At 67.3% G+C, this 24542-nt stretch carries 25 protein-coding genes, 1 tRNA gene and 1 pseudogene; 10 read left to right on the top strand and 17 right to left on the bottom strand.

Annotated features, from left to right (window positions below; all coding sequences use genetic code 11):
• Positions 1-526: 526 nt before the first annotated feature.
• The 4 genes from JWQ81_RS41405 to JWQ81_RS41390 form a co-directional block, all read right to left on the bottom strand.
• On the bottom strand, positions 527-1129 hold the full coding sequence (locus JWQ81_RS41405; protein WP_297550708.1) for a TetR/AcrR family transcriptional regulator: 603 nt from the start codon (positions 1127-1129) through the stop codon (positions 527-529).
• Between the two features lie 27 nt (positions 1130-1156).
• Positions 1157-1405 (bottom strand): nitroreductase family protein, encoded by a 249-nt coding sequence (locus tag JWQ81_RS41400; protein ID WP_297550706.1) that lies wholly within the window; start codon positions 1403-1405, stop codon positions 1157-1159.
• A gap of 62 nt (positions 1406-1467) precedes the next feature.
• Entirely contained in the window at positions 1468-2115 is a 648-nt protein-coding gene (locus tag JWQ81_RS41395) for a nitroreductase family protein (protein ID WP_297550704.1), read from the bottom strand.
• Between the two features lie 114 nt (positions 2116-2229).
• Complete coding sequence (locus tag JWQ81_RS41390; protein WP_297550702.1) at positions 2230-3426, bottom strand: MFS transporter; 1197 nt, start codon at positions 3424-3426, stop codon at positions 2230-2232.
• Between the two features lie 393 nt (positions 3427-3819).
• Here JWQ81_RS41390 and JWQ81_RS41385 point away from each other — a divergent pair, with 393 nt between their 5' ends.
• Positions 3820-4365: an ester cyclase gene (locus JWQ81_RS41385; RefSeq protein WP_297550700.1), complete on the top strand. Its 546-nt coding sequence runs from the start codon at positions 3820-3822 to the stop codon at positions 4363-4365.
• 40 nt (positions 4366-4405) lie between these two features.
• Here the strand turns inward: JWQ81_RS41385 and JWQ81_RS41380 are convergent, their stop codons facing one another.
• Complete coding sequence (locus JWQ81_RS41380) at positions 4406-4555, bottom strand: hypothetical protein (protein ID WP_297550698.1); 150 nt, start codon at positions 4553-4555, stop codon at positions 4406-4408.
• Positions 4556-5051: 496 nt separating this feature from the next.
• On the opposite strand from JWQ81_RS41380, the gene JWQ81_RS41375 reads away from it, so the two are divergent.
• Positions 5052-5873 carry an SDR family NAD(P)-dependent oxidoreductase gene (locus JWQ81_RS41375; RefSeq protein ID WP_297550696.1) on the top strand — a complete coding sequence of 274 codons (822 nt, stop codon included), beginning with the start codon at positions 5052-5054 and terminating at the stop codon, positions 5871-5873.
• A 6-nt stretch (positions 5874-5879) separates the two neighbouring features.
• Here the strand turns inward: JWQ81_RS41375 and JWQ81_RS41370 are convergent, their stop codons facing one another.
• The 7 genes and pseudogenes from JWQ81_RS41370 to JWQ81_RS41340 form a co-directional block, all read right to left on the bottom strand.
• Positions 5880-5984: a hypothetical protein gene (locus JWQ81_RS41370; RefSeq protein WP_297550710.1), complete on the bottom strand. Its 105-nt coding sequence runs from the start codon at positions 5982-5984 to the stop codon at positions 5880-5882.
• A gap of 70 nt (positions 5985-6054) precedes the next feature.
• Positions 6055-6393: pseudogene (locus JWQ81_RS41365) on the bottom strand (SDR family oxidoreductase); the annotation flags it as partial.
• 288 nt (positions 6394-6681) lie between these two features.
• Positions 6682-8421 carry a CocE/NonD family hydrolase gene (locus JWQ81_RS41360; RefSeq protein ID WP_297550694.1) on the bottom strand — a complete coding sequence of 580 codons (1740 nt, stop codon included), beginning with the start codon at positions 8419-8421 and terminating at the stop codon, positions 6682-6684.
• A gap of 14 nt (positions 8422-8435) precedes the next feature.
• A complete protein-coding gene (locus tag JWQ81_RS41355; protein ID WP_297550693.1) occupies positions 8436-9755 on the bottom strand; it encodes an MFS transporter in 1320 nt (439 codons plus the stop codon).
• A gap of 40 nt (positions 9756-9795) precedes the next feature.
• A complete protein-coding gene (gene hisD, locus JWQ81_RS41350; protein ID WP_297550690.1) occupies positions 9796-11112 on the bottom strand; it encodes a histidinol dehydrogenase in 1317 nt (438 codons plus the stop codon).
• A gap of 20 nt (positions 11113-11132) precedes the next feature.
• Positions 11133-11828, bottom strand: a complete 696-nt coding sequence (locus JWQ81_RS41345; protein ID WP_297550689.1) for a cyclase family protein — start codon at positions 11826-11828, stop codon at positions 11133-11135.
• 38 nt (positions 11829-11866) lie between these two features.
• The gene (locus JWQ81_RS41340) at positions 11867-12637 is read right to left on the bottom strand and encodes an SDR family oxidoreductase (protein WP_297550687.1); all 771 of its coding nucleotides are present in this window, start codon (positions 12635-12637) and stop codon (positions 11867-11869) included.
• Between the two features lie 126 nt (positions 12638-12763).
• Here JWQ81_RS41340 and JWQ81_RS41335 point away from each other — a divergent pair, with 126 nt between their 5' ends.
• The gene (locus JWQ81_RS41335) at positions 12764-14020 is read left to right on the top strand and encodes a helix-turn-helix domain-containing protein (protein ID WP_297550684.1); all 1257 of its coding nucleotides are present in this window, start codon (positions 12764-12766) and stop codon (positions 14018-14020) included.
• Between the two features lie 129 nt (positions 14021-14149).
• Positions 14150-14929, top strand: a complete 780-nt coding sequence (locus JWQ81_RS41330) for an SDR family NAD(P)-dependent oxidoreductase (RefSeq protein WP_297550681.1) — start codon at positions 14150-14152, stop codon at positions 14927-14929.
• Here JWQ81_RS41330 and JWQ81_RS41325 read toward each other — a convergent pair.
• Complete coding sequence (locus JWQ81_RS41325) at positions 14884-15318, bottom strand: hypothetical protein (protein WP_297550679.1); 435 nt, start codon at positions 15316-15318, stop codon at positions 14884-14886. The genes JWQ81_RS41330 and JWQ81_RS41325 overlap by 46 nt on opposite strands.
• A gap of 146 nt (positions 15319-15464) precedes the next feature.
• Between JWQ81_RS41325 and JWQ81_RS41320 the strand changes: the two genes are divergently transcribed.
• The 4 genes from JWQ81_RS41320 (at position 15465) to JWQ81_RS41305 (ending at position 20178) form a co-directional block, all read left to right on the top strand.
• On the top strand, positions 15465-16319 hold the full coding sequence (locus JWQ81_RS41320) for an NAD-dependent epimerase/dehydratase family protein (RefSeq protein ID WP_297550677.1): 855 nt from the start codon (positions 15465-15467) through the stop codon (positions 16317-16319).
• Between the two features lie 95 nt (positions 16320-16414).
• Positions 16415-16990 carry a 2Fe-2S iron-sulfur cluster-binding protein gene (locus JWQ81_RS41315; protein ID WP_366942384.1) on the top strand — a complete coding sequence of 192 codons (576 nt, stop codon included), beginning with the start codon at positions 16415-16417 and terminating at the stop codon, positions 16988-16990.
• Positions 16991-16999: 9 nt separating this feature from the next.
• A complete protein-coding gene (locus JWQ81_RS41310; protein WP_297550673.1) occupies positions 17000-17977 on the top strand; it encodes a xanthine dehydrogenase family protein subunit M in 978 nt (325 codons plus the stop codon).
• Positions 17974-20178, top strand: a complete 2205-nt coding sequence (locus JWQ81_RS41305) for a xanthine dehydrogenase family protein molybdopterin-binding subunit (protein ID WP_297550671.1) — start codon at positions 17974-17976, stop codon at positions 20176-20178. Before JWQ81_RS41310 ends, JWQ81_RS41305 begins: the two co-directional genes overlap by 4 nt.
• Positions 20179-20246: 68 nt before the next feature.
• On the opposite strand, the gene JWQ81_RS41300 is transcribed toward JWQ81_RS41305, so the two are convergent.
• A complete protein-coding gene (locus JWQ81_RS41300) occupies positions 20247-20708 on the bottom strand; it encodes a winged helix-turn-helix transcriptional regulator (RefSeq protein ID WP_297550668.1) in 462 nt (153 codons plus the stop codon).
• A 200-nt stretch (positions 20709-20908) separates the two neighbouring features.
• Between JWQ81_RS41300 and JWQ81_RS41295 the strand changes: the two genes are divergently transcribed.
• Positions 20909-21982: a pentapeptide repeat-containing protein gene (locus tag JWQ81_RS41295; RefSeq protein WP_297550666.1), complete on the top strand. Its 1074-nt coding sequence runs from the start codon at positions 20909-20911 to the stop codon at positions 21980-21982.
• A gap of 110 nt (positions 21983-22092) precedes the next feature.
• Here the strand turns inward: JWQ81_RS41295 and JWQ81_RS41290 are convergent.
• From JWQ81_RS41290 to JWQ81_RS41280, 3 genes are all read right to left on the bottom strand, one after another.
• Positions 22093-22167, bottom strand: a tRNA-Val gene (locus JWQ81_RS41290).
• Positions 22168-22222: 55 nt separating this feature from the next.
• Positions 22223-22723: a DinB family protein gene (locus JWQ81_RS41285; RefSeq protein WP_297550664.1), complete on the bottom strand. Its 501-nt coding sequence runs from the start codon at positions 22721-22723 to the stop codon at positions 22223-22225.
• A 22-nt stretch (positions 22724-22745) separates the two neighbouring features.
• Positions 22746-24188, bottom strand: coding sequence for an aldehyde dehydrogenase family protein (locus tag JWQ81_RS41280; RefSeq protein ID WP_297550662.1), 1443 nt, complete (start codon positions 24186-24188; stop codon positions 22746-22748).
• A gap of 109 nt (positions 24189-24297) precedes the next feature.
• Here JWQ81_RS41280 and JWQ81_RS41275 point away from each other — a divergent pair, with 109 nt between their 5' ends.
• Positions 24298-24468: a hypothetical protein gene (locus tag JWQ81_RS41275; RefSeq protein WP_297550660.1), complete on the top strand. Its 171-nt coding sequence runs from the start codon at positions 24298-24300 to the stop codon at positions 24466-24468.
• The last annotated feature ends 74 nt before the right edge of the window (positions 24469-24542 follow it).

Below are 24542 nucleotides of genomic sequence, written 5' to 3'. Positions count from 1 at the left end.
TCAGCGGCATCACCGTCTTGTGCATTGTGGTGGTTGGGAAGTGCGGATGGGTGGTGACGGGAGACCGGACTTCATCCCGCCCGCTTATCTCGATCCGCTTCGAAGACCCAGGCGCAACACCATGCACCTGTAACAGAAAACCCACCCCAGGGCTCGTGAGTGTCGCGACCGGATCATCCGGCCGCGACACTCACGAGCCCTGACTGCATTCCCGGCATGACAGCAACTCGCCGTCGACTTGCGAAAGCCCACAGCACTACTGAACCCGCCGTCCCCTGCTACGAATGGGAGCGGACGCAGCGAGCCGCAGCAGCCTCAGCGGTCACATCGGCACCGGTGGCACCACTGCGTGACGGGAGTGGCATTGGGATCCGTACCGCACCCTCGCCGCCCCGGTCCTTGCTTCAGTCGACGGGAGTTCAGGCACTACAGCCGCCCGAGCCCCGACTGCGTTTCAACGTCATACACCGCGCCGCTGACTTCGCGAGCTTGGGAGTCGACGGTATGTGCTGAACGAGCCGCGGATCTACTCTCGTGCGTGCAGCATGTCCAGAATGGCGTCGGTCAGCAGGTCGACCGCGGGGCCGCGCCTCGAGATGGTGCCGTGCAGGAACAAACGTGTCGTGTAGCCCTCGATCATCGTGATGATGATCGAGGCGCGGCCCCGGGTTTCTGCTTTCGTGAAACGCTGGGTCCACATTTTCGAGTTCAGCGTCAGGCTGCCGATATGCAGTTGGTGATGTTTCCCTTCGTTCTGGATCACCTCCGCGAGGCTGATCTCGAGTGCGGCGCGGTTGCGCTCGGCGTCGGCCTGGTTTCGGCTGATCACCGTCTGTACCCACGCGTGGATGCTGGGGCGGGACCAGTCCGGCAGCGCGCCGAACTCGCGGTACAGTTCGTTGGCGTCATCCCACATGCCGCGAATCAACTCGGCCAGGATGGTGTCCTTGCTATCGAAGTAGGAGTACACCGTGGCGCGGCTGGAGCCGGCTGCTTTCGCTATGTCGTCGATGGACGTGGCGGCGAATCCCTTGGCCGCGATCAGCGAGGTCGCCACGCACAGGAGGTGTTCGCGTGTCTGGGCCTTCTGGCGCTCCCGCAACGAGAGCTGCACCTGTCCGCTTTCCATACCGGGAGTCTACTTATCAGTCACCTATCACCAGTGGCCGCGGTGGACGACCTCGTCGAACGGCCGGCGGTCCGGCGTGGTGATGGGACGCAGCGGCCGGTCGGCCGGGTAGCCCACACCGAGCAGGTAGGACACGAGGTGGCTGTCGGGCACGTGGCGGATCTCGCGCGCCTTGTCCTGGTCGCCCACCGACGAGTGCCCGGTGCCGATGCCCAGATCGGTGGCAGCGAGCATCATCCCGTAGGTGGCCTGTCCGAGGTCGTACTGGTCGGCCACGCGCGTCCACGAAGTCCCAGTGCTGCCGGTTGGACGCCGACGGTGCCCGCCAGCCCGCACGGTCACCAGCGGTCTCGATGGAGAACCTCGGCCAAGGGACGCCGCGCGGCCGGTTTGAACGTCGTGCCGGTGTAGTAGGCAGTGGGGATCAGCGCGCCCTGGTGCACGTTCGACGGCAGGCCGAGGATCTCCGCGGCCTCCTTTTCGTAGTTCAGGTGCAGGGTCGTCCACGCGGTGCCGAGGCCGACGTTCCTGGCGGCGAGCATGTAGCTCCAAGCGGCAGGCAGGAGCGAAGACCACAGCCCGGCTTGGTTGCCCGCGGGCAACTCCTCGAGGTCGGTCTGGATGCACGGGACGACCAGAACCGGGACCTGGCCCATTCGGTCGGCAAGGTACTCGCTGCTGCTCCGGATTCGTTGCTGGGCCGCGTCGCGTTCAGGGTCGCCCGTGCTCGTGCTGCCTGCCGAAGCGGGCGAGGCGAAGTATTTCTCGCACGCGCGCCGGTAGAGCTCGCCGAGAGCAGCGCGTTGCTGCTCGTCAGTGATCACCAGCCACTGCCACAACTGCCGGTTCGACCCGCTCGGGGCCTGCAGCGCGATCGTCAGTGCCTGCTCGACCAGTTCGATCGGCACCGGGCGCTCGAGGTCGAGCCGCTTGCGAACGGTTCGGGTCGTGGTGAGGAGTTCTTCGGGCGACGCGACTGTGCTCATCAGACCCAAGTTAGCGGCGCCTGACATGCCCGGCAACAGCGCCGGAAAGGTGGTCACGGGATGGGACATACGAGATTTCGCCGCTGCACGGGAATAAGAGTCGCTCGAGGGTTATCACCCATGGCGCCGCAGCGCTCGCAGGCCCGCCAGGGCCAGCACCGCCATCGCGCTGGTCGACATCGCAGCCACCTCGAAGCCGCCGTGCGCGCCGAAGGTGCCCACTGCCCAGCCGGCCGCCGTCGCCGCGCCGGCCGAACCTGCCGCGCTGGCCGAGCTCAGCCAGGCAAACGCCTGGGTGAGCACGGCCCGGTGGACAGCCGCTTCGGCCAGCACCGAGCAGAGAACCAGAATCAGGGGGATCGCCAGCCCGGTCAGCGCGACGTCGAACCCCAGTTCAACCGGCGAGCCGGCCACCAGGAACGGCAGGCAGCCGATCGCCAGTCCGGTCGCTGCCACCGCCAGTTGCACCCGCGGAGCGGTGCGCCACTGGCGGTGGCCGTATATCCAGCCGGCCAGCAGGCTGGCGCAACTCGACACCGTGAACAGTGCGGCGGCCGTGCCCGCCGCGCCGTGCTCGACCCCGAAAGCGGTCACCGAGATCTGCATGGCGCCGAAGAACCCGCCGATGGCCAGGTTCACGCCGACCAGGAGCGCGAATCCGGGCCGCAGCAGCGAGCGGCCCTTTCGGTGCCGCTCGGCAGCGCAGGATGGCGGCGGCGCGGTGCGGCGCTGCGCGGCGAAGCACAATCCGCCGGCCACCACCAAGGTGGCGGCCAGCACCGTGCCGGCCGCCGGGTGCCCGCTGGCGCCGAGGATGCTGACCAGTGCCGGACCGGCTAGGTAGCCCAGCTCGTTGACCAGCGATTCCAGCGCGAACGCTGTGGGCAGCGCCGCGGCTTGCTTGTCGCCCAGCAGCGCCACCCAGCGGGCCGGCGACAGCGCGCCGAGCTGGGGAATGGTGGCGCCGGTGAGTACCCCGCCCGCTGCCATCAGCCAGTTCGGGGTGCCGGCGGCGACCAGGGCCAGCAGCGTGGCCACGGCCGCGGCGTGGGCGAGCAGCGTGGGTGGCAGGACCCGACTCTGGCCGAAGCGGTCGATCAGCCGGGCCAATTGCGGTCCGGCCACTGCCTCGGCGACGGCGAACCCGCCGGTCACGAGCCCGGCCGTGGCATACGAGCCGGTTTGGGCGTGCACCAGCCAGACGATGCCGAGGCTGGTCATCGCGATGCCGACGCGGCCGACGGCAGCGGTCAGGAAGAAGGCAGCGGCGCCGGGGGTGCGCAAGAGGGTGCGGTAGGTCGCCGATGGCATGACGTGTCCCGTTCGCTGCCCGGCGGGGCGGACCACCAGAGTCGACGGCGTCCAGAATTTCCGACCTGTGGTTACCACCTGGAACTGTCCACTGGTGGCGTAGAGCGGGGACACGCACCCTACGCCGGCTCCATCACCGGGCAGAAGTCTTGAGTTGATCTCGGTCTTCGAGAGGTGGCGAGCATAGGCGCCCGGGGCGAGGCGTGTCCAGGCGCGGCCAGTCGCCCTTTGCCCATCGAGGCCACTTTTTGTGTTCAGTCGGGCATCTTCGCGGGCTATAGATAGTAAGTAATGGTGACTATCATGTAGCGTGACTATCACGGGGACGAGATCCCGTCCTCGACATCGACTCCTCAGGAGAACACCGTGGGCACGAACATGGATCGACGGAAGATGCTGACTTCAAGCGGTCTCACTATCGGCGCCGTCGCACTCGGTGCCGTCATCGGCGGCAGCACTCCCGCCAGCGCTGACGGCCTGACCGGCAAGCCCGGCTGGGGCACGAGGGATCACGAGGAAGAGCACCTCAAGACCTTCGACGAGTTCGACTTCGTCGTGTTCAGCGGTCAGAAATGGCAGCGGGTAGGCGAAAGCCACGCGAAGGACATCAAGGTCACCTGGCCGGACGCCCACGTCACGGTGGGGATCGACCGGCACATCGCCGATCTGAAGACGTTGTTCGTCTGGGCCCCTGACTGTTCGATCAAGACTCACCCGTTCCGCATCGCGTCCGGGGATCTCACCTCGGTCGTCGGGGTCATGACCGGCACGTTCACCAAGCCGATGCCGCGGAGCGACGGCACGGTCATCCAGCCGACCGGAAAGTCGTACTCGCTGTCCATGAGCACGGTCGGCCGCTGGCGCCCGGACGGCACCATGAGCGAGGAGTTCCTGTTCTGGGACGACAAGAGCTTCTTCCAGCAGATCGGCCTCGGCTGAATCCTGGCGCAAATCTCGCGTGCCGCTGACGGCTCAATGGCTACGGAACTGGTTGGCGGTGGCTGCGGACATACATGGTCGCCAGGAGCGCTACGGCGAGGACGCCGAACGCAATCGCGAGCCCCGGGTTGCCCTTGGCGAGGTTGCCGGCGAAAGCGACGAGGAGTCCGAACGAGATCGGTGCCCACATAGTGGTCATTCCTTTCCAGGAGTGCGGAAATACCGGTGAGAGGCGGTAGAGCACTCCGGTTTCCGGCGCACGCGACAGTACGCAATAACCTTGTCGGAATTCCTGCCGGGGAAATGGTGGACCGCGCGAGAACCGGCGGTCGTGACTGCGGTGGCCATAGGTTTCTCCTGCCATGGAACGACACCATCGCCGACCAGACTTCCCGGCACACCGTGCATGGAGTGTACGACGACACCTCGCCCGGTGCGCGAGCTGCGGCGCAAAGAATCCGTAAGTTCGGCGCGAACCGGTCTTGCATACACGATCCGCACGGGATTTCATCGGAGCATGGGCACAGGTGGCGTCCGTGGGCACGCATGGGCCGTGCGCCACGACGACCGGCCGCCTGATCCGGTGCCGGTCGGCGATCCGACGGTTTCCGGCGATTCACCGGCCGGCCACTAAATCCTGCCCATCGGGCGCCACCACGCGCCCATCAGTCCATTGTGGATGGATCATGCCCAAAAACCCTGTCGTGCTGATTACCGGTACCACCGAAGGTATCGGCTACGAAACCGCGCGGTTGCTCGCCGCCGGCAGTACCACCGTGATCGCGCACACCCGCACCGGCGACGAAGGTGACGAGGCGTGCCGACGCCTGATCGCGTCCGGCGTCGACGGACGTCTCCTGCAGCCCGCGTTCGCCGACTTCACCGACCTGCGCCAGGTCGCCGACCTGGCCGCCGCGATCACCGAGGTCTATCCACGCATCGATGTCCTGGTCAACAACGCCGGCACCGCGGGTACCGGCAGCCGGATCATCACCACCGATGGTTACGAGCAGATCCTCCAGATCAACTACCTGGCTCCTTACCTGCTGACGACGTTGCTCGAGGACGCGTTGGCCGCCTCACCGGTCGGACGCGTGGTCAACGTGTCCTCGTCGCTGCATCGCAGCGGCCGGATCAACTGGAACGACCTGAACTGGAAACGTCGCTACAACCGCGGTGCCGCGTACGCGCAGTCCAAGCTCGCGCTGACCATGTTCACCACGGCGCTGGGCGAACTCCGCCCCAAGATCCGCGAAGCGGTGAGTGTGCACCCGGGCATCATCGCCACCGCCATGCTCCCGCACTACAGCTACCGCGGGCGTCCGGTCTCCGAAGGTGCCGCGGTGGTGGCGCGCCTCGCCGATCCCGACGCGAAGGTCCTGGCCGGGGCCTACTACGACGGCCGGCTGCCGGCAAAGGCGTCGGCCGCCGCGGTCGACCCGGACGCCGTCCGAAAACTCTGGAGGCTCAGCGAACAGCTGACGCAGTCCAGCAAGCGGCGCGTCTAGTGTCTGTCACACCACGATGCGAGGCTGCCCGGAGGTGGCGCTGAGGCCGCCGTCGACCGGAATCTGGGCGCCGGTTATGTAGCTCGCGTCCGAGCTGGCGAGGAAGGCCACGACTCCCGCGACCTCTGGTGTCGCGCAGATGCCGGATCGACGCCCGGCTCGTGTGGTAGACGGTGTCGACGTTGACCGCCATCGTCGCGCGCCACTGGTCGGAAGTCACGGTTTCCACGGTGCCGAAAAACGGCCCGCCCGCATAGTTGACCAGGACATCGAGGCGCCCCACATCGGCCACGACGGAGGTGATCAGCGCGTCGACCTCGTCCGGGGCGGTGAGGTCGGCGGTGCGGGCGAGGATGGTCGCTCCGGCGGGAAACGCCGCTGCGGCCTTGTCCAGTGTCTCCTGGGTCCGCCCTACGATCACCACGGTTGCCCCTTCGGTGGCGAACCGTTGTGCGACCGCGGCTCCGATACCCGACCCGCCTCCGGTGACCAGGACTAGTCGATCGGTAAAACGACTCACGGGTTCGATCCTTTCCTCGGTGACACGGGGGTGCCGAGATCGATCTTCTCGCCGCGAGGGACGTGTTTGCGTCGGTGAAAACTACGTAGATCGCCGGACTGTAAAGGGGATGGGTGGTCGCGTTGTGTGGTCGGGCGGCGGTCTACAGAGCGCGGACGGGAGCGCGGAGGAGGCTGAGTCCGTTGTTTCCGTCACCAAAGTTCGGGCAGGACCCCTCAGGGCCACCTTAGTGCGTTGAACGCCACTAAGGTGGCCCTGAGGGCACGCCTCGCGTGTAACGGCCCCGTACTACCGCTCCTTGGGGATCAGAGGAAGCCGGAGGAAGGAGACGTGTTCGCCACCGAGGTGGAGGGTGGTACGCCCGCCGAAGACGCCCGACGGTCGGTCGTGCGGGTCGTCGTGCAGAAACGGGCCCGAGCCGCGCAGGTCGTTCTTGAAGTTGGACAGCCGGCTCGTCGTGGCGTGCGGGTATTCGTAGTCCTTGCCTTGCACGGTCAGCGCGAGGCGGTAGCCCGCTGGGAGGACGACGCATGTCGGCCAGATCTCCACGTCGAGCCGGTAGACCTCCCCGGTGGTCAGCGGGCGGGGCTCGTCGTGGCTGTGGAAGGGGCGGTAGTCGGTGGTGAGCGCCGGATCGAGCTTGCGGTGTGAGGCGCGCAGCCAGCCCTGCGAGATCGGGGTGTGCGGGTCGATCGCACCCTGGAACACGACTTCCTCGCCGTCGGGGGAGAACGCGCGGACCACCAGGAACACGTCGGAGTCCACTGTGGATGACGAGACGAACAGTCGCGCTGAGAGGGGGCCGGTGATCTCGGTTTCGGCGGGCAGGGGCGGAGTGGTGAAGGTGATGCCCTCCCCGAGTGCGTCGAACGAGATCTCGGCTGTCTCACCTGGTGCGGGCGCGAGGGCTTCGCCGTCCAGGTAGAGGTCCGTCCACTGTGTTCCGGGCAGCGGCCAAGACGCTTCGGCGCGCGGGGTGAAGGTGCCGTCGGCATGTCTGATCTGAAGCTGCACCGGGGCCTCGGTGTCCCAGCCGTTGTTCTCGCCCTTGAGGAAGTGGTCGAAGAACCGTCGCTGCAGGGCGACGCCGTAGTCGGTGTAGAAGTGCGTCCAGTGCTCCAGCCCGTGCACCTCCAGCCACTTCTGCGTGGACGCCGACCGCACGAAGCCTTCGACGTTGCCGCGCAGATGCAGTCCTTGCCCGCCCCAGTTGCCGGCCGAAAGCAGCGGCACGGTCACCTTCGAGAAGTCCGCCATGCGCCCGCGGCAGACGTCGTCCTCGAACTCGTGGCTTCGGAGCAGACCGGCGTAGTCGATCCGGTTACGTTCGAGCGTGTCTTCGTCCAAGGTCTCGTCGCCGCAGACCAGTTCGCCGGTCACCGGGTTGCGCGGGCCGTTTTCGCCGAGGCCGTACTGCACGGTCTTGATCTGCATGTCGAACCAGTGCTCGGCGAAGGTGCACAGGATCCCGCCGTGGCGCGCGAGTTCGCGGTACCAGTCCGAAGCGCCCTCCCACACGCAGATCGCCGCGAGATGCGGTGGCTGGGTGGCGGCGACCAGCCACTGGTTCATGGCGTAGTAGGAGATTCCGGTGATGCCGACTTTCCCGTTGGCCCATGGCAGCGTGCCGGCCCACTCGACGCAGTCGTGGAAGTCCTGGTTCTCCCGGTCGGCGAAATGGTCGATGTACCCGGGCGAGCGGCCGCAGCCGCGGGAGTCGACGCGGACGCACGCATAGCCGTGCGGTACCCACTTCTCGGGGTCGGCGACTTCCCAGTTCTGGTGCCGGTTGCTGGAGCCCTCGGCGACGTCGGGATGCTCGGCGACCATGCGTTCCCAAGCACTCGGATAGCCGGTCTGGAACGGTAGTCCTTTCGCGTAGGGGCCGTAGGTGAGCAAGACCGGGAACGGTCCGTCGCCCTCGGGGCGGAAGACGTCGGCGCGTAACACCACGCCGTCATCCATTTCCACCGGTACGTCCCACTCGACGACCATGCCGTCCACGCGGGTTTCGTTGACCTGGGTCATGGGTGCACTCCGATTCACTGGGTAGCGGGGACGGCCGCGGGCTCGGTCGCGGGTTCGGCCAAGGGCAGGTTGCGGGTTTCGGGAGCCAGTAGCACGCCGATGATCCCGAGCACGGCGAGCGAGGCGATGACGGCCACGGCGATGCCTAGATCACCGCCGAAGAACTGCGTGGCGAGCGAGCCGGCAATGAGCGGTCCTGCCGCGGTGAACAGCCGGCCCACCGAGTTGCTCGTGGCGATCGCCGACGCGCGGACCCCGGCCGGGAACAGTTCCGGGAACTGCACGCACGGCCCGCCCACTGCGCCGAAGATGCCGAACCCGACGACCGGCAGCAGCCACAGGTAAACGGTGAGACTGTGCTGGAACGGGAACAGGACTCCGATCCCGATCAGGGCGACGGCGAAACTCACCAGGAAGGCCCCGCGCCGCCCGATCGCGTCGGCGATGAAGCCCCACGAGGCATACCCGACTACCCCGCCGAGGTTGAGCAAGGCGGTGGCGGTCGACACGTGTGCCACCGTGCCGGGGCCTGGGCCGGACAGCTTGGTGATGATCTGCGGGGTCCACGTCGTCGTCGACCAGAAGGCGAACAGCGCGCCGGTCTGGATCAGCAGGCACGGGATCATGCGGCGCAGCAGCGGGGGAGTGAACAGGCGCCGCAGGACGAACCGGTCTTCCTCGGTACGGGTACCGCGCGCCCGGCGTTCGGCCCGGCGTCGTTTGACGTCCGCAGTCGTCTCGGGTTCGTGGATATAGCGGCGGATGAACAGCGCGAGGAACGCGGGCACGACGGCCACGAGCAGCGTGATCCGCCAGCCGTGCTCGCCGAGCAGGCCGTACACGAGTGAGGAGAGGAAGAACCCGCCCGCGAAGCCCGACATCATCACGCCGATCGCGCGGGCCCGGTACCGGTTGTTCCAAGTCTCGGCCATCAGCACGGCGCCGACCGGCGCCTCGACTCCGGAGCCGAGCCCCGCGATGAACCGCAGCAGGACGAGTTGCCAGTACTCCTGCGCGAACGCCGACGCCGCGGTGAACACGGCGTAGAGCACCACCGCGACCATCAGCACGCGCACTCGCCCGAAATAGTCGGACAGCAGGCCGAACAGCAGTCCCCCGAGCGCCCAGCCGACCAGGAAGATGGCCACCCCCAGCCCGGCGTGGAACGAGATGCTCGACGCGCTCGCGCCCGGTCCGAGTATCTCTTTCGTGGCGGGCACGACGATCAGCGTGTACAGGCTGGCGTCGAACCCTTCCATGCCCCAGCCGAGCGTGGTTCCGGTGAGGGTGAGCCATTGGTGCCGGGTGATCCCGGGTCTCGTCTCGTGCTGCATGGTCGTACCGCCCCTTTGCGGTAGGTGCCGGCCGGGCCGGCTACGGATGGAAGACGTGGTCCGTCCAGGCGAGCGGAGCACCGGTGTACTTGGCATGGCGGACGTCGCCGGAGCGGGCATGCCCCTCGAACAGTTCGACGCGCGCGGCTCGTCCGCACAGTTCGCCGAGCGCCGCGCTGGCCGCGCGGTCGGTGACCTCCTGGTAGGTCACGGTCTTGAGGTACTTGCCGACCCACAGCCCCCCGGTGTAGCGGGCCGCGCCGCGGGTGGGCAGCACGTGGTTGGTGCCGATCACCTTGTCGCCATAGGACACACAGGTGCCCTCGCCGAGGAACAGCGCGCCGTAGTCCCGCATGTGCGCCAGCGCTTCGCGCGGCCGCTCGGTGAGGATCTGGACGTGCTCGGAGGCGAAGGTGTCGGCCAGCGCGTAGGCCTCGTCCAGGTCGTCGACCACATGAACCTGGCCGTGGTCGCGCCAGGAAAGCTCCGCGTAGTCCCTTGTGGACATTCCGGGCAGCAGATCTTTGATGTGCGCCAGTGTTCGGGTTGCGACGTCGTCGGAGGTGGTGATGAGAACGGCGGGGGAGTCCGGACCGTGCTCGGCCTGACTCAGCAGGTCGACCGCGACCACGAACGGGTCGGCGGTGGCGTCCGCGACGATGAGCGTTTCGGTGGGGCCGGCGAACAGGTCGATCCCGACCTCGCCGAACAGCCGCCGCTTGGCCTCGGCCACGTAGGCGTTGCCCGGTCCAGCGATCAGGTTGACCGGCTCGATGGTCTCGGTGCCGACAGCGAGTGCCGCCACGGCTTGGACGCCGCCGAGGAGGTAGATCTCGTCGGCGCCGGCGAGGTGCATCGCGGCGACGGTGGCGGCCGGGATCTCACCGCGGATCGGTGGTGTACAGGCGGCGATGCGGGGCACGCCGGCGACCTTAGCGGTCACGATTGTCATGTGCGCCGAAGCGGTCAACGGGTACTTGCCGCCAGGTACATAGGCGCCCGCGGCGCGGACCGGGATATGCCGTTGTCCCAAGTGGACTCCTGGCGCCGTCTCGACTTCGATCTCCGTGAGGGAGGCCAGCTGCGCCTTGGCAAACCGTCGGACGTTCGCCTGGACCTCGTCGATGTCCGCGAGTACCTGGTCGGGCACGCGGGAGATGATGTCCTTGACGTCGTCCGGCGAGAGCAGGAACGAGTCCGGTGCCCACTTGTCGAATCGTTGCGAGTACTCGCGGACCGCCGCGTCGCCGCGGGTCCGGATGTCCTCGATGACTTCGCCGACGGTCGCGGCGACCTCGGTTCGGCCGAGATCGGCTGCCGCTGAGGGAATGGCGTTTTTCAGCGTGCGCTTTGCCATGGTGCTTTCCCTTTCCAGTCTCAGTTTTCGCTGTCCAGCAGGGCGACGGCGCGGGTCGGACCGCCGTGGCCGCCGATGAGCTTCAGTGGGAACCCGGCAAAGGTGAACCGGCGGCCGATCAGCCGGTCGAGGTTCGCGAGGTTCTCGTAGTGCGTGATGCCGTGCTCGCGGCACATCAGGTGACACGGGTAGATCCGGCTCACCGGGTTGTCCGGCGTCGGGCTGTCCACTCCGAACGTCTTCACGCCGCGGCCGGCGATCCACTTGCTGCCGGACTCGCCGAGTCCGGGGAAGTCCGTGAGGTAGCGCGGGGTGCTGCCGTAGCGGCCGAAGGTTCCCGTGTGCAGCAACAGGATGTCGCCGCTCTCCACCGTGACGCCGGCGGCGCGCTCGGCCGCTTCGAGGTGCTCGGCGGTGATGTCGGTCTGCGCGGGCACGTCGGAGACGTCGATGCACACGGCGGTGCCATAGAACAGGTCCAGCGACATCTGGTCGATGGTGAGCGCGTCGGGCGCGGGATCGAGGTGGGAGAACGAGTCGACGTGGGTGGGCCCGTTGTCGTTGATCATCAGGCCCTTGGTCTGAAACGAGAATTCGCTGTCGAATCGAAGTGCGGTTTCCTCGTGGGTGGCGTGGTCGAAAACGACGGTCTTGAGGTGGCCGGGATAGACCATCATGCCCTGGTAGATGTCCTGCGACAGGTCCACGATCTCCATGGTGATGTCCTTTCTGGTCAGTAGTTCGGGACAGCTGGTCAGTAGGTGACGATGCCCGCGGAGACGTTGAGGTCCTCGCCGGTGATGGAGGCCGACGCGGGGCCGGCGAGGAAGACGACGGCCGACGCGACGTCGGCGGGCGGGACGAGCCGGCCGAGCGGCGAGTCGGAAACCATCTCCGCCTCCGCCTGCGCGGCGGTGATTCCCCGGCTCTCCGCCTGGGCGGCGAAAACCCGCCGGATGCGGTCGCCGTCCAGCGGGCCGGGCGAGACAAGGTTGACGCGGACGCCGTGCGGCCCGGCCTCGGCGGCCAGCGTGCGGGTGAGCCCGACGAGCGCGGTCTTGCTCGTCGCGTAGCCGGTGCGGCCGTGAAGCGGGCGCTTGCCCGTCATGGAGCCGACGGTGACGACGCTGCCCGAGCCCTGCCGGACCATCACCGGCAGCACTGCCCGGCAGCACAGGAACGTGCCGATGACGTTCGTCTCCAGCACTTCGCGCCACTGTGCGGGATCGGTCTCCCACAACAGCGCCGTCGGTCCGGCGATCCCGCTGTTGTTGACCAGTACGTCGATCCGGCCGAACCGGTCCAGCGCCGCCGCGGTCAGGTCCGCGACGTCGGCCTCGCTGCGGATGTCGCACGGCACGGTGAGCGTCCGCTCTCCGCCGGGGTCGAGTGCCGCGGCCGTGGCGTCCAAGGCGTCTTTGTCGCGTCCGGAGAGGACGGTCTGGTGACCTGCTTCCAGCAGCGCCGCCACGATCTCGCGACCCAGCCCTCGAGCGCCACCGGTGACCACCGCTGTCGACGTCATCGTCGTTCCCTTCCTGCTTTCGGCCCGGAACCGGGTGTAGAAAAAGGTAGGCTGACGAGCCAGACCGCCGATTCCTCGTGGAAGAGGAAATGTCACGACGAACTTCCTCCGGGGAGAGGAGAGGCGATGGCGCCGGTCGAGGATGCGGAGCCCGGGCGCACCCCGGACGAGGCGAGCGGCCGTGTGCAGCCGGGCGACCTGTTCGCGCTCGCGGAGGCGTTCGCCGATCTGGTGGGCGGGCCGATCATCATCGAGGACGCGAACTTCCGCGTGCTGTCCTACTCGTCGTTCACCGGCAGCATGGACCGCGGACGCGGCACCGCGATCCTCGGGCGGCGCATGCCGGCGGAGTGGGTGGAGTTCCTCGAAGCGGCCGGTGACCTCGAGCGGCTGCGTACGAGCACCGACGTGCTCGACCTGTCCTCCGGCCCGTGGCATGCGCACCGCAGGCTCATCACGGCCGTCCGCTCGCCGACGGAGCTGCTGGGCATCATCTGGGCCGCCGAGGGCGACGAGCCGCTGCCTGAGGGCGCGCCGGCGGCGTTGCGCACGGCCGCGGAGATAGCGGCACCGCACCTGGCCCGGCACCTGGAGGGCCACCGCGCGGAGCGCACATGGAGCGGACGGCTGGTGCGGTCGCTGCTGGAGGGTCGGGGTCAGCTCCACCGTCACGCCGACGAACTGGGCCTGCCGCGCGACGGCGCGCTCACCGTGCTGGCCTTCGCGCCCCGATCCGGCGAGGTCCCGTCCGAAGACGTCTGGGACCGCATCACCGACCACGTGGCGCTGGCCTGCGAAGCGTTCCGCTGGCACGCCGCGGTGGCACGCGTGGGCAGGGCTGTCTTCGCCGTACTTGCCGCCGCGGAAGGCACGTCAGGCGAAGGCCCGGAGCGCCTCGGCCGCGACATCGTCAACCGCTCGGTCCCTGTCCTGCGAGGACCCCTGTGCGGAGCGGCCGCCAGCACCGGGCCTGGTCTCGGTGGCCTGCCGCGACGTCGGGTCGAGGCCGAAGACGCGCTCGGCATCGTCCGCGGTGGGGACGGCCTGTTTGCGACCTACGCCCAGGTGCGTGCCGAGGTCGTGCTCCGCGAGGTACGCGAAGTCCTCGCCCAGCGCGAAGAACTACGACTGCCCGGCCTGCAGGCGCTGATCGACGAGGACGCCCGTCGCGGCAGCGACCTCGCGCTGACCCTGCGGGAGTACCTTCGCTGCGGCGCCCAGGCCCCGGTGGCCGCCCAGGTCCTCGGCGTGCACGTCACCACGCTTCGCTACCGGCTGGGCCGGATCCGGGAGGTTTCGAGCCTGGACGTCGCGGACCCGACCACTCGCCTGGTCTGCGAACTCCTTCTCGGCCTGCCCGCGCCGAGGCCTCGGCTGACGTAGCACCGCTGATGCCCACCGGGTATGACGAGCAGCGTTATAGGTCTTGGACGACCGCGCCCTGCGTGGTCCACAGTGGAACAGGAGGCGGAATCAGGCCTCCCTGCACAGCAGACATCATGGAGGTGTGACATGGCTCGAGTGCTGATCACCGGGTCCGCCGACGGTCTCGGACTGATGGCCGCCCGGTTGCTCGTCGAACAGGGTCATTCGGTGACCTTGCACGCTCGCAACGACCAGCGTGCCTGGGACGCGCGCAAGGCGCTGCGGGGGGCCGAAGCGGTACTCGTGGGCGATTTGCTGTCGCTGGAGGGAATCCGTTCGGTGGCCGAGCAGGCGAACGGGGCGGGCCGGTTCGACGCCGTGATCCACAACGCCGGTATCGGGTACCGGGAACCCCGCCGTATCGAGACCGTCGACGGTCTGTCCCACCTGTTCACCGTCAACGTGCTCGCTCCGTACTTGCTGACCGCGCTGATCACCCCGCCGGACCGGCTGGTGTATCTGAGTTCGGGCATGGCTCGCGGAGGCGATGTGCGCCTGGACGATCCACAGTGGACAAGTCGGCGCTGGAACGGTTCGCAAGCCTACAGTGACAGCAAGCTCTTCGACACGCTGCTTGCTTTCGCGGTGGCGCGGTTATGGCCGCAGGCGCTGTCGAACTCGGTCGAACCCGGCTGGGTGCCCACCAAGATGGGTGGCGCCGGAGCGCCCGACGACATGGATCTGGCGCCGGTCACGCAGGCTTGGCTGGCGGTGAGCGACGGCGCTGCCGCTACGGTCACCGGAAGGCACTTCTACCACCAGCGAGAGCGTTCGATTCCCGGCGAGGCAACCGACACCGGTGCGCAGGACGCGTTCCTCGCCTACTGCGCCGAGCTGACCGGCGCGGACATCCCCGATCTGCGGTGATCCATGGGTCGCTCACCGGAGTCCGGCTGGGCCCGCCAATGTCGGTTGTCCAGCCGGGCTTCGGGTGCGGCTTCGTCAGTGCCCGGAGCCGAAGAGGTGTTGGCAGAACCAGTCGCGCGCGGCGGACGAAGCGATATCGAAGCCCACCACATCCCCGCGGCCGAGAAAACCTCGGCGAAGCGGTCGAGGTAGAGGCGGCGGGTGGCCGACCAGCCGTGCGCCATCACGACGCACGGTGCGGGCCCGTCCGTGCCCTCGGCCTCGTAGAACCAGCCGCGGAGCGTGGCGCCTTCGGCGTCGAACTCGATGTCGTGTCGGATGGATCGGTCCCTTCTCGGAGGTGCTGTGAACGAACCTTCAGCGTCACGCCGGCGGGTGGCCGTGTCCAAGAACTCCTCGGTCGTCTGTGATGTCCGCGCGGTACCACCGTCGCTGATGCCGGGTGGGTATCACAGCGCACGGTATAGGTCTTGGACGGACACCGCGGGGACGCGACATGGTGGAGGTGCACATGATCGACGTGAAAGGGATAGTCATGAAGGTTTTTCTGACAGGCGGTTCGGGCTACATCGGCAGGGCCACGATCTCCGAGCTCGTTCGCCAAGGCCACACCGTGGAGGCACTCGCTCGCAGTGAAGGAGCTGAAGCTGCCGTCGTGGCGGCCGGTGCCGTCGCGGTCCGCGGTGAACTGACGGATCTTGACGTACTCAAGCAAGCCGCGGGTCGTGCCGACGCGGTGATCCACCTGGCGCAGGCGAGCACGGCGGACGAAGACCTCGCCGCGGCCACCGCGATGCAGGACGGCGTCGGTGGCGGTACCTACGTGCACACCGGCGGCAGCTGGGTCTACGGCGACACCAACGGTGTCCAGGACGAGACGGGACCGTGGAACCCGCCAGGCCTCGTGGCGTGGCGCAAGGCGGTGGAAGACGCCGTGCTGGCGCGGGCGACCGACGGTGGGCGTCCCGTGGTCGTGCAGCCGGGGCTTCTCTACGGCGGTGAGAACCGGCTGATCGACGTGTTCTTCGTCCAGCCCGGCATCAAGAACGGCGCTGTTCCGTACATCGGTGACGGTGCCAACCGCTGGGCGCTGGTGCACGTCGACGACCTCGCTCGGCTCTACGTCGCCGCGTTGTCGGCGAAGCCCGGGTCGGTCTACCTGGGGGTGAGTGGCGTCAACCCGACCGCCAAGGAGGTCGCCGAGGCGAGCGCCCACGCCGCGGGGCTGGCGGGCAAGACGAAGTCGATCACTCTGGAGCAAGCTCACGCGGACATGGGTCCGGTCGCGGCGGCGTTCGCCCTCGACCAGCAGTTCACCCCGGACAAGGCCCGCGACGAGCTGGGCTGGGAACCGAAGCACACCGATCCCTTGAGCGTTTTCGCAGGCTGATAAATCCGTCCGAGACTACGGAGAACCGGGATATGACAGAGGTCCGATCGCCCGCTGACGCTGGGTCCGACTCGTCGGCCGGCCACGTTGACCAGTTGAACCGTCGACGATTTCTCGAAGCTTCCGGCATAGCCGGGGGAGTAGTGGTGGCGAGTTCCCTTTTGGGGGGCCTTGCGGAGGCGGACACTCTCACGCCCGAGGGCGTCGCCGAAACGACCGTCACGCTGTCGATCAACGGTGAACAGCACGCGGTCCCAGTGGACAACCGGACGTCGTTGCTGGATTTGTTGCGGGAGCGAGTGAAGCTGACCGGGACGAAAAAGGGTTGCAACCAGGGCGCCTGCGGCGCCTGCACGGTGTTGCTGGACGGCCGGCGAGTGGATTCCTGCCTGACCTTCGCGGTGATGCATGAAAATGCGGAGATCACCACGATCGAGGGACTCGCCGAGGGCGACCGGCTGCATCCTTTGCAACAGGCGTTCATCGACAAGGACGCGATGCAATGTGGTTACTGCACACCTGGGCAGATAGTGTCGGGCGTGGGGTGCATCGCCGAAGGCCATACCGGATCGGCGGCGGAGATCCGAGAGTGGATGAGCGGGAACATCTGCCGGTGCGGGGCCTACACCAATATCGTTTCCGCGATCGCCGACACCGCTCAAGGGAAGTGAGGAACAACCATGTTTCCCTTCAGTTTCAGTCGGGCGGACACCGAACAGGCCGCATTGGCGTCGGGCGCCCGTGGGGCACGCTATATCGCGGGTGGAACCACCCTCGTCGACTTGATGCGGGAGACCGTTGAGCGACCTCCATCCATAGTGGACATCAATGCGTTGCCGTACCGGAACATCTCCTTCGGCGCGACCGGGCTGCGCGTGGGAGCGCTGGTGCGGATGACGGATCTGGCGGCGCATCCGCAGGTCGTAGCCGACTATCCGGTGCTCGCGCAGGCGTTGGAACTGAGTGCGTCGGCGCAACTGCGAAATATGGCATCGATGGGCGGCAACATCATGCAGCGCCCGCGGTGTCCGTATTTTCGTGATGTCACCGCGGCCTGCAACCGGCGCGAACCGGGTACGGGTTGTTCCGCGCTGGAAGGAATCAACCGCACCCATGCGATTCTGGGCGGGAGCGACCAGTGCGTCGCGACGCACCCCTCGGATGCGTCCGTGGCATTGGTCGCCCTCGACGCGACGATCGAACTGCGGTCGCAACAGGGTACCCGCACAGTTGCCGCCGCTGACTTCTTTCTGCGCCCTGGGCAGACGCCCGACCAGGAACACCCGATGCGCCCAGGCGAGTTGATCTCCGTGCTGAACATCCCGGCCGGGGCGTACACCCGTCGCTCGGGGTACCTCAAGGTGCGGGATCGCCAGTCCTACGAGTTCGCGCTGGCTTCGGCCGCGGTCGCTCTCGACATCCAGGGCGGCGTCATCCGGCAGGCCCGGGTCGCGGCCGGTGGGGTCGCCACCGTGCCGTGGCGGCTGCCCGCGGTCGAGCGGGTCCTGGTCGGCCGGAAAGCGGAAGCACGCACCTGGGCCGATGCCGCCGCCCGGGCGGCTGACGGTGCGCGGGCTTTGTCGGAGAACGGGTTCAAGATCGAGCTGCTGAAACGCGCTGTCGAGCGCCAGCTCGCGATTGTCGGGGAGACGCGATGACCACGAACACCAGTGTCGGCAAATCCGTGTCGCGAGTGGACGGACGGCTGAAGGTGACCGGCCAGGCGACGTACGCGGCGGAGCACGATGTTCCCGGCGTCGTCTATGGCGTGATCGTGGGCAGCACGATCAGCAAAGGCACCATTACCGCGATCGACACGGCGAAGGCGTCCCGGGTGCCCGGAGTGATCAAGGTGCTGACGCACCTGAACACCGCCAAACTGCCCTACCCCGAGCACCACACCGTTTGCGATCCTCCCGGTGAGCGTCTGCACGTGATGGCGGACGCGACGGTGAAGTTCTTCGGTGAACCCGTCGCCCTGGTCGTCGCGTCGAGTCAGGAGGCGGCCGAACACGCGGTGTCCCTGGTGAAGGTCACCTACGCGACTCTGCCGGCGATCACTGACATCGATGACCCGAAGGCGTCATCGATGGTGTCACCGTGGTACGCCGACTACGAACGAGGAGATCCCGACACCGCGCTGCGCGGCGCACACATCACACTCGACCGGACCTATCGGATCGCACGGGAGCACCACAATCCGATGGAGCTGGCGTCAGTGATCGCGCGGTGGGACGGCGGCAAGCTGACCCTGTGGGACAAAACCCAATGGGTACAGGGTTCCGCGGAGTTCGTCGCGTTCTGCTTCGGCATCGACCCGGCTGATGTACGGGTGATCTCGCCGTTCGTCGGCGGTGCTTTCGGTAGCGGTAGCCGGGCCTGGCCGCACGAGGTGCTGGCCGCGCAGGCCGCTCGCGAGCTGGGCCGTCCGGTGAAGGTGGTCCTGACCCGCAAGCAGATGTACACGAGTATCGGCTGCCGGCCCGCCAGCAGCCAACACATCGTGCTGGGCAGTACCACGGACGGCGTGATCACGGCGTTGATCCACGAAGCTCGTACCGAGACGTCCCAGTACGAGCAGCATTCCGATGCCATTCCCGAACTGCCCCGAATGCTCTACGCCATACCGAACATGCGCTCGCAGTATCGGTTGGTCGAGCTGGACACGAACACTCCGACGTGGATGCGCGGCCCGGGTGAAGCGCCGAGCGCGTTCGCGCTCGAATGCGCCGTCGACGAATTGGCACACGAGCTGAAGATCGATCCTGTCGAACTGCGGATACGCAACGAACCCGCGACGGATCCTTTTCAGCAGACGCCGTTCTCCGTACGCAGGCTGACCGATTGTTATCGCGTGGGCGCGGAGAAGTTCGGGTGGTCCCGGCGCAGTGCGACGCCCGGGTCTCGGAAAGAAGGCAACCTGCTCGTCGGCATGGGCATGGCCGCGGCCGGCTACTACTCCTACCGGGTTCCCGCCGACGCGTCGGCCCGGATCAATGCCGACGGCACCGCGGTGGTCGCGAGCGCGACCAGCGATATCGGCCCCGGTACGTATACCTCCATGACTCAGCTGTCCGCGGACGCGCTCGGGCTGCCGATGAACAGGGTGACTTTTCAGCTGGGGGACTCGTTGTTGCCGATGTCTCCGGTGGAAGCGGGCTCGAAAACCATGGCGAGTGTCGGGTCCGCGGTGCAGCTGACGTGCAACATGCTGCGAGACAGCTTTGTGCGGATGGCGTCGGTCGACCCGGGTTCACCGCTGTACGGCGCCAGGCCCGATCAGGTTTCGGTCGACAATGGACGTCTGCATTGGACGGACAAACCGCAGCGGGGCGAGACCTACCAGCAGATCCTGGCCCGGCACGGGCGGCAGAACCTTGAGGTGCACAACGGGTACGTTCCCGGCGAGGAGGTGCAGAAGTACTCCACCTGGGCGTATGGAGCGGTGTTCGCCGAGGTGTCGGTGGATGTGGACTTGGGACTGGTCCGGATCAGGCGCATCTTCGGTGCCTACGAGGCAGGCAAGATCGTCAGCCCCAAAATGGCCCACAGCCAGGCCATCGGCGGCATGGTCGGCGGAATCGGGATGAGTCTGCTCGAAAGCACGGCGATCGACCACCGTGACGGCCGGATCCCGGGCGCGAGTCTGGCGGACTATCTGGTGCCGGTCAATGCCGATGTTCCCGAACTCGACGCAGTACTGCTGAATGCTCCGGACGGCAAGGCCGACCCCATCGGTGTCAAGGGGCTCGGTGAGGTCGTCATCGTCGGAGTGCCCGCCGCCATCGCCAACGCGGTCTTCAACGCCACCGGCAAACGCCAACTGGAACTGCCGATCACACTGGACAAACTACTCTGATCAAGTGGCCTTGTCCCTCACCTGCGCGAACGGCCGCACGCGGGTGAGCAGGTCGCGTCGGCCGTCTCTCAGCTCGATGACGGCCGGGTTACCGGCCGCGCTGAGTTGGATGACTGCTGGTGGGCGTCGGGATCGGTGTCCGTGGTGAACAACTCCGGGGCGTAGGCCAGCCACTCGGCTCGGAACGCGTCCTCGGGCCGTTCGTCGGTCATGAACCGCCGTCCCCACAGGCCGAGCTCCTTCAACACCGGCTGCAATGCCAGGCCGGTCTCGCTGAGCTCGTAGAGGACGGTGGCGACCGGCGGCGGTGCGTCCTCGCGGCTGATCAGTCCGACAACCTCGAGTTCCTTGAGCCGGGGTCGATAGCGGCCGACGGGGCGCTGCCTCGGCAGCCAGCGGCAACTCGATCCCGGTACGAGCTGGTATGGCCCACGCGGTTCGACCTCGCGTTGCTGGCCAATTTCACCCAGATTCCGGGCGGCGACCGGCTCCAGGTCATCATCACGAGCCAGCCGCCACGGAACTTCCACGCGACCCTGGCGTCGACGCCACCGGAACTGGACAACCTGGCCGGGGGCGTTTATACCATCGCCAGGTCGCCGGAAGCCGCCTCGTTCGTCAACCCGCCGCTCACTTCCCCCGAGGAGTTCACGACGAGCCCGACCAATTGGGGCCCACCCTCTTAACCTGTGCCTGTAGCGTTACGAGGCCGGAACGCGATGAGCCGACCGTGACGGACACGGAGGGCGACCGCCCCGGTCGGCGGCGGTTGACCGGGGTGAACAGGAGTCGGCTGACCGCCGGTTTCCTCGGTGCGGCAGCGTCGCTGGTGATTTGGACGCTGGCCAGGGCGCGGGTACTGCCGCCTTGGCCGGTCATGTGGGGTTGGTTGGAGCAGTGGTGGCCCGCGGTGGTGGGCGCCGGACTGGCCGTGGCAGTGCTGGTTCTCCACCGGCGGAGACCGCGGTCGACGTCTGCCGATCCACGGGACGGCGAGGGCCGTTGGACGCGACTCACGACTCTGGTCACCGCGTTCACCGCCGTGGCCGCATTGGTCTTCACGGCGTTGTCGCTGAGTACGACCCGCGACCAGATCGGCATCACCGAGCAGGGGCAGTTCACCGACCGGTACACCAAGGCCATCGATCAACTCGGCACACCGGGCGCGGAGCACCTGTGGGTGCGCGTCGGTGGCATCTTCGCGCTGGAACGCGTCGCGAACGACTCGCCACGCGACCAACGTGCCATCGTCGAAGTGCTGGGAGCGTTTCTCCGTACCGCCGCTCATCGGCCTGATCCCACGACGGTCTGCTCCGCGGCTCCCGCTGACATCGACGCCGCGTTCCTGGTGTTGACCAGGCGTCAGGTCGCCAGGGAGACACACGATCCGCCCGTAATCGACCTACGCAACACGTGTCTGGTCGGGATACGGGCGACTGGTGCGGACCTGAGCGGCATCTCGCTGATCGGATCCGACTTGCACGACGCGGATCTGCCGAAGGTCCATGGTGACCTGATCGGCCTGAGCAAGATCATCCTCACGCACGCCAACCTGTACAGCGCCGACCTGTCCGGCTACGCCGCCGGGTTTACGGATGCGGATCTGAGCGGCGCACGACTGTCCTACGCGAAGTTCGGCCCGAATGAACTCATCAGGGTCAAGCTAGTGAATGCCGATCTCACCGGTGCCGATCTGCGCGACGTGGTTTTCACCGGGGTGGATCTGACCGGCGCCCAACACGACTCGTCCACCAAGACCACCGGAGCCAAATACGACGCCACGACCACGGGCGCCTGGTGGTAATTTCCGCGACACAGGAGCCAATGATCGCCGGGTCGCCCTTTTGACGCCCTTTCAGCAGTAAAGCCCCGTCCCTCGCGAGGAGGAACAGGGCTTTGACCTGTGGTTACGTCTGGTGCGCGATACTGGGATTGAACCAGTGACCTCTTCCGTGTCAGGGAAGCGCTCTCCCGCTGAGCTAAACGCGCGCGGAGCCAACACTAATGACCTTAGCGAACCCCGCTCAAGCTCGGTGACACCGGGTCAGGTCAGGACGAGCCATTGCCTGCCGTCGAGGAGCTCGCGTGCCGCGTCGAGGTGTCCGGCGTGGCACGCGAGCTCCGTGAGGACGTGCAGGATGGTTTGCCGCAGGCTTCGGCGTGGCAGGTCGCCGAAGAACTCCTCTGGCCACCAGACCGGCGGGGCGTCCAGTGCGGTACCGGTGATGATGTCGTCCGCCAGTGCCGTTTCCCGCTGGTAGAGGTCGAACACAGCCTCGGCCTGCAGGTCCGCGGCCACCTGCCAGGCACCGTCGCCGGACTCGAGTTCGACCTGCTTGCCCGCGACAACGGCTCGGAACCAGAACCGTTCGACGTCGAGGGCGAGATGCCGGACCAGTCCCAGGCAGCTCCAGCCCGACGGCAGTACCGGCTTGCGCAGGGCGTCCTCGGTCAGGCCGTCCAGGCTTCGGAGGACGTGTTCGCGTTGACTGGTCAAGGACGCGAGGAGCGCGGCGCTCTCGGGGGTTTCGATCGGGTACGGCATGGTTCCTCCGCTGACTTTGTGGTTACGCGGGGTGGTAGCCCATGACCGCCTTGATCTCGGTGAACTCGTCGAAGCCCAGCTGGCCCCATTCGCGGCCGTTGCCGGACTGCTTGTAACCGCCGAAGGGCGCCCCGAAGTCCGGACCCGCGCCGTTGAGCCCGACCATCCCGGTCCGGATCCGCGACGCGACCTTGAACGCCCGCGCCGGGTCGGCCGACTGGACCGCGCCGGACAGCCCGTAGTCGCTGTCGTTGGCGATCGCGATGGCGTCTTCCTCGTCCTCATAGGTGATGACGGAGAGAACCGGGCCGAAGATCTCCTCGCGGGCGATCCGCATCTCGGGCCGGACGCCGACGAAGACGGTCGGGCGCACGAAGTATCCCTTGTCGAGCCCGTCCGGCAGACCGAGACCGCCGACGACCGCCTCGGCACCCTCGTCGAGGCCTGCCTGGATGAGGGCCTGGACACGGTCGAACTGGGTCTTGCTCACCAGCGGTCCGAGCACGGTCTCCGTGGACTGCGGGTCGCCGGTGGCGAAGTTCCCTGCCGCGTCCTTGATCAGCGCGACCAGTTCGTCGTGCTGGTCGGCCTGCACCAGCAGGCGGGTGGTCGCGTTGCAGCTCTGACCGGTGTTGCCGAAGCAGGCGCTCACCGCGCCCTTCGCCGCCGTGGCGAGGTCGGCGTCCGGCAGCACGATGTTGGCCGACTTGCCGCCCAGCTCGAGTGAGACCTTCTTGACGGTGTCCGCAGCGCTCTTGGACACCTGTATGCCCGCGCGGGTCGAGCCGGTGAAGGAGACCATGTCGACGTCCGGGTGGGCGGACAGTACGGAACCGACGCCGGGGCCGTCGCCCTGGACCAGGTTGAAGACCCCGGCGGGGACCCCGGCTTCATCGAGGATCTCGGCGACCAGGATCGCGCTCAGCGGAGCCACCTCACTGGGCTTGAGCACCATTGTGCAGCCGGTGGCCAGCGCGGGCGCGACCTTGCACATGACCTGGTTCAGCGGCCAGTTCCACGGGGTGATCAGCGCGCAGACCCCGGCCGGTTCACGCAGGAGCATCGTCGTCCCGCGGACCTCTTCGAACTTGTACTCGCGCAGGATCTCGATCGCTTGGTAAAGGTGGGCGAACCCGGAAGGCACCTGCGCCTGGGCGGCCCAGGTGGCGGGCGCGCCCATTTCGGCGGTGACGGTCGCGGCCAGGTCCGCGAAGCGGCGCTTGTAGATCTCCAGCGCGGCCTCGAGCAGGGCCAGGCGCTCCTCGCGGCTGGTCGCCGACCACGCCGGGAACGCGGCCTTGGCTGCGGCCACGGCCAGGTCGGCGTCGGACTTGCCGCCCATCGCGATCCGGGTGACGACCTCTTCGGTCGCCGGGTTGAGCACGTCCAGCTCGGCGGTCGAGGCAGGGGTGACCCACTTGCCGTCGATGTAGAACTTCGTCGCGTTCGAGTAGAGCTCAGACATGCCTGTGCGTCCTTTCGAGAGGAGTACCTCCACCCTAGTGAGACTGAGTGCCAGTCGTCGCCGACCACCAGCACGGAGCCACCCTCCGGTTCGCGTCGAGGAAGTACCGGTGCCCGAACCGGCTGCCGACGAAGTCCGGATCACCGTGGCCGCGGCCAGGGTGTGCCTGTCCGATCTGCACCTCATCGACGGTTCGCTGTCGATGTCGGACGGCAATGCCTGGAACTTAGGGCTCGCCTGTAAATTAACCGTGGATATGTTGAGTAGGGTGGCATGCTGATGACATGAGCATGACCGAGGAGTTCAGGACCGCGCTGGCGGCGAAGTTCGCTGAGATCCTGCCTCACCTGGACG

This window comes from Amycolatopsis sp. (assembly GCF_025464955.1).
GTDB lineage: Bacteria > Actinomycetota > Actinomycetes > Mycobacteriales > Pseudonocardiaceae > Amycolatopsis.
Note: the sequence above shows the minus strand (reverse complement) of the source record. Positions and strands in the feature narration are given on the sequence as shown.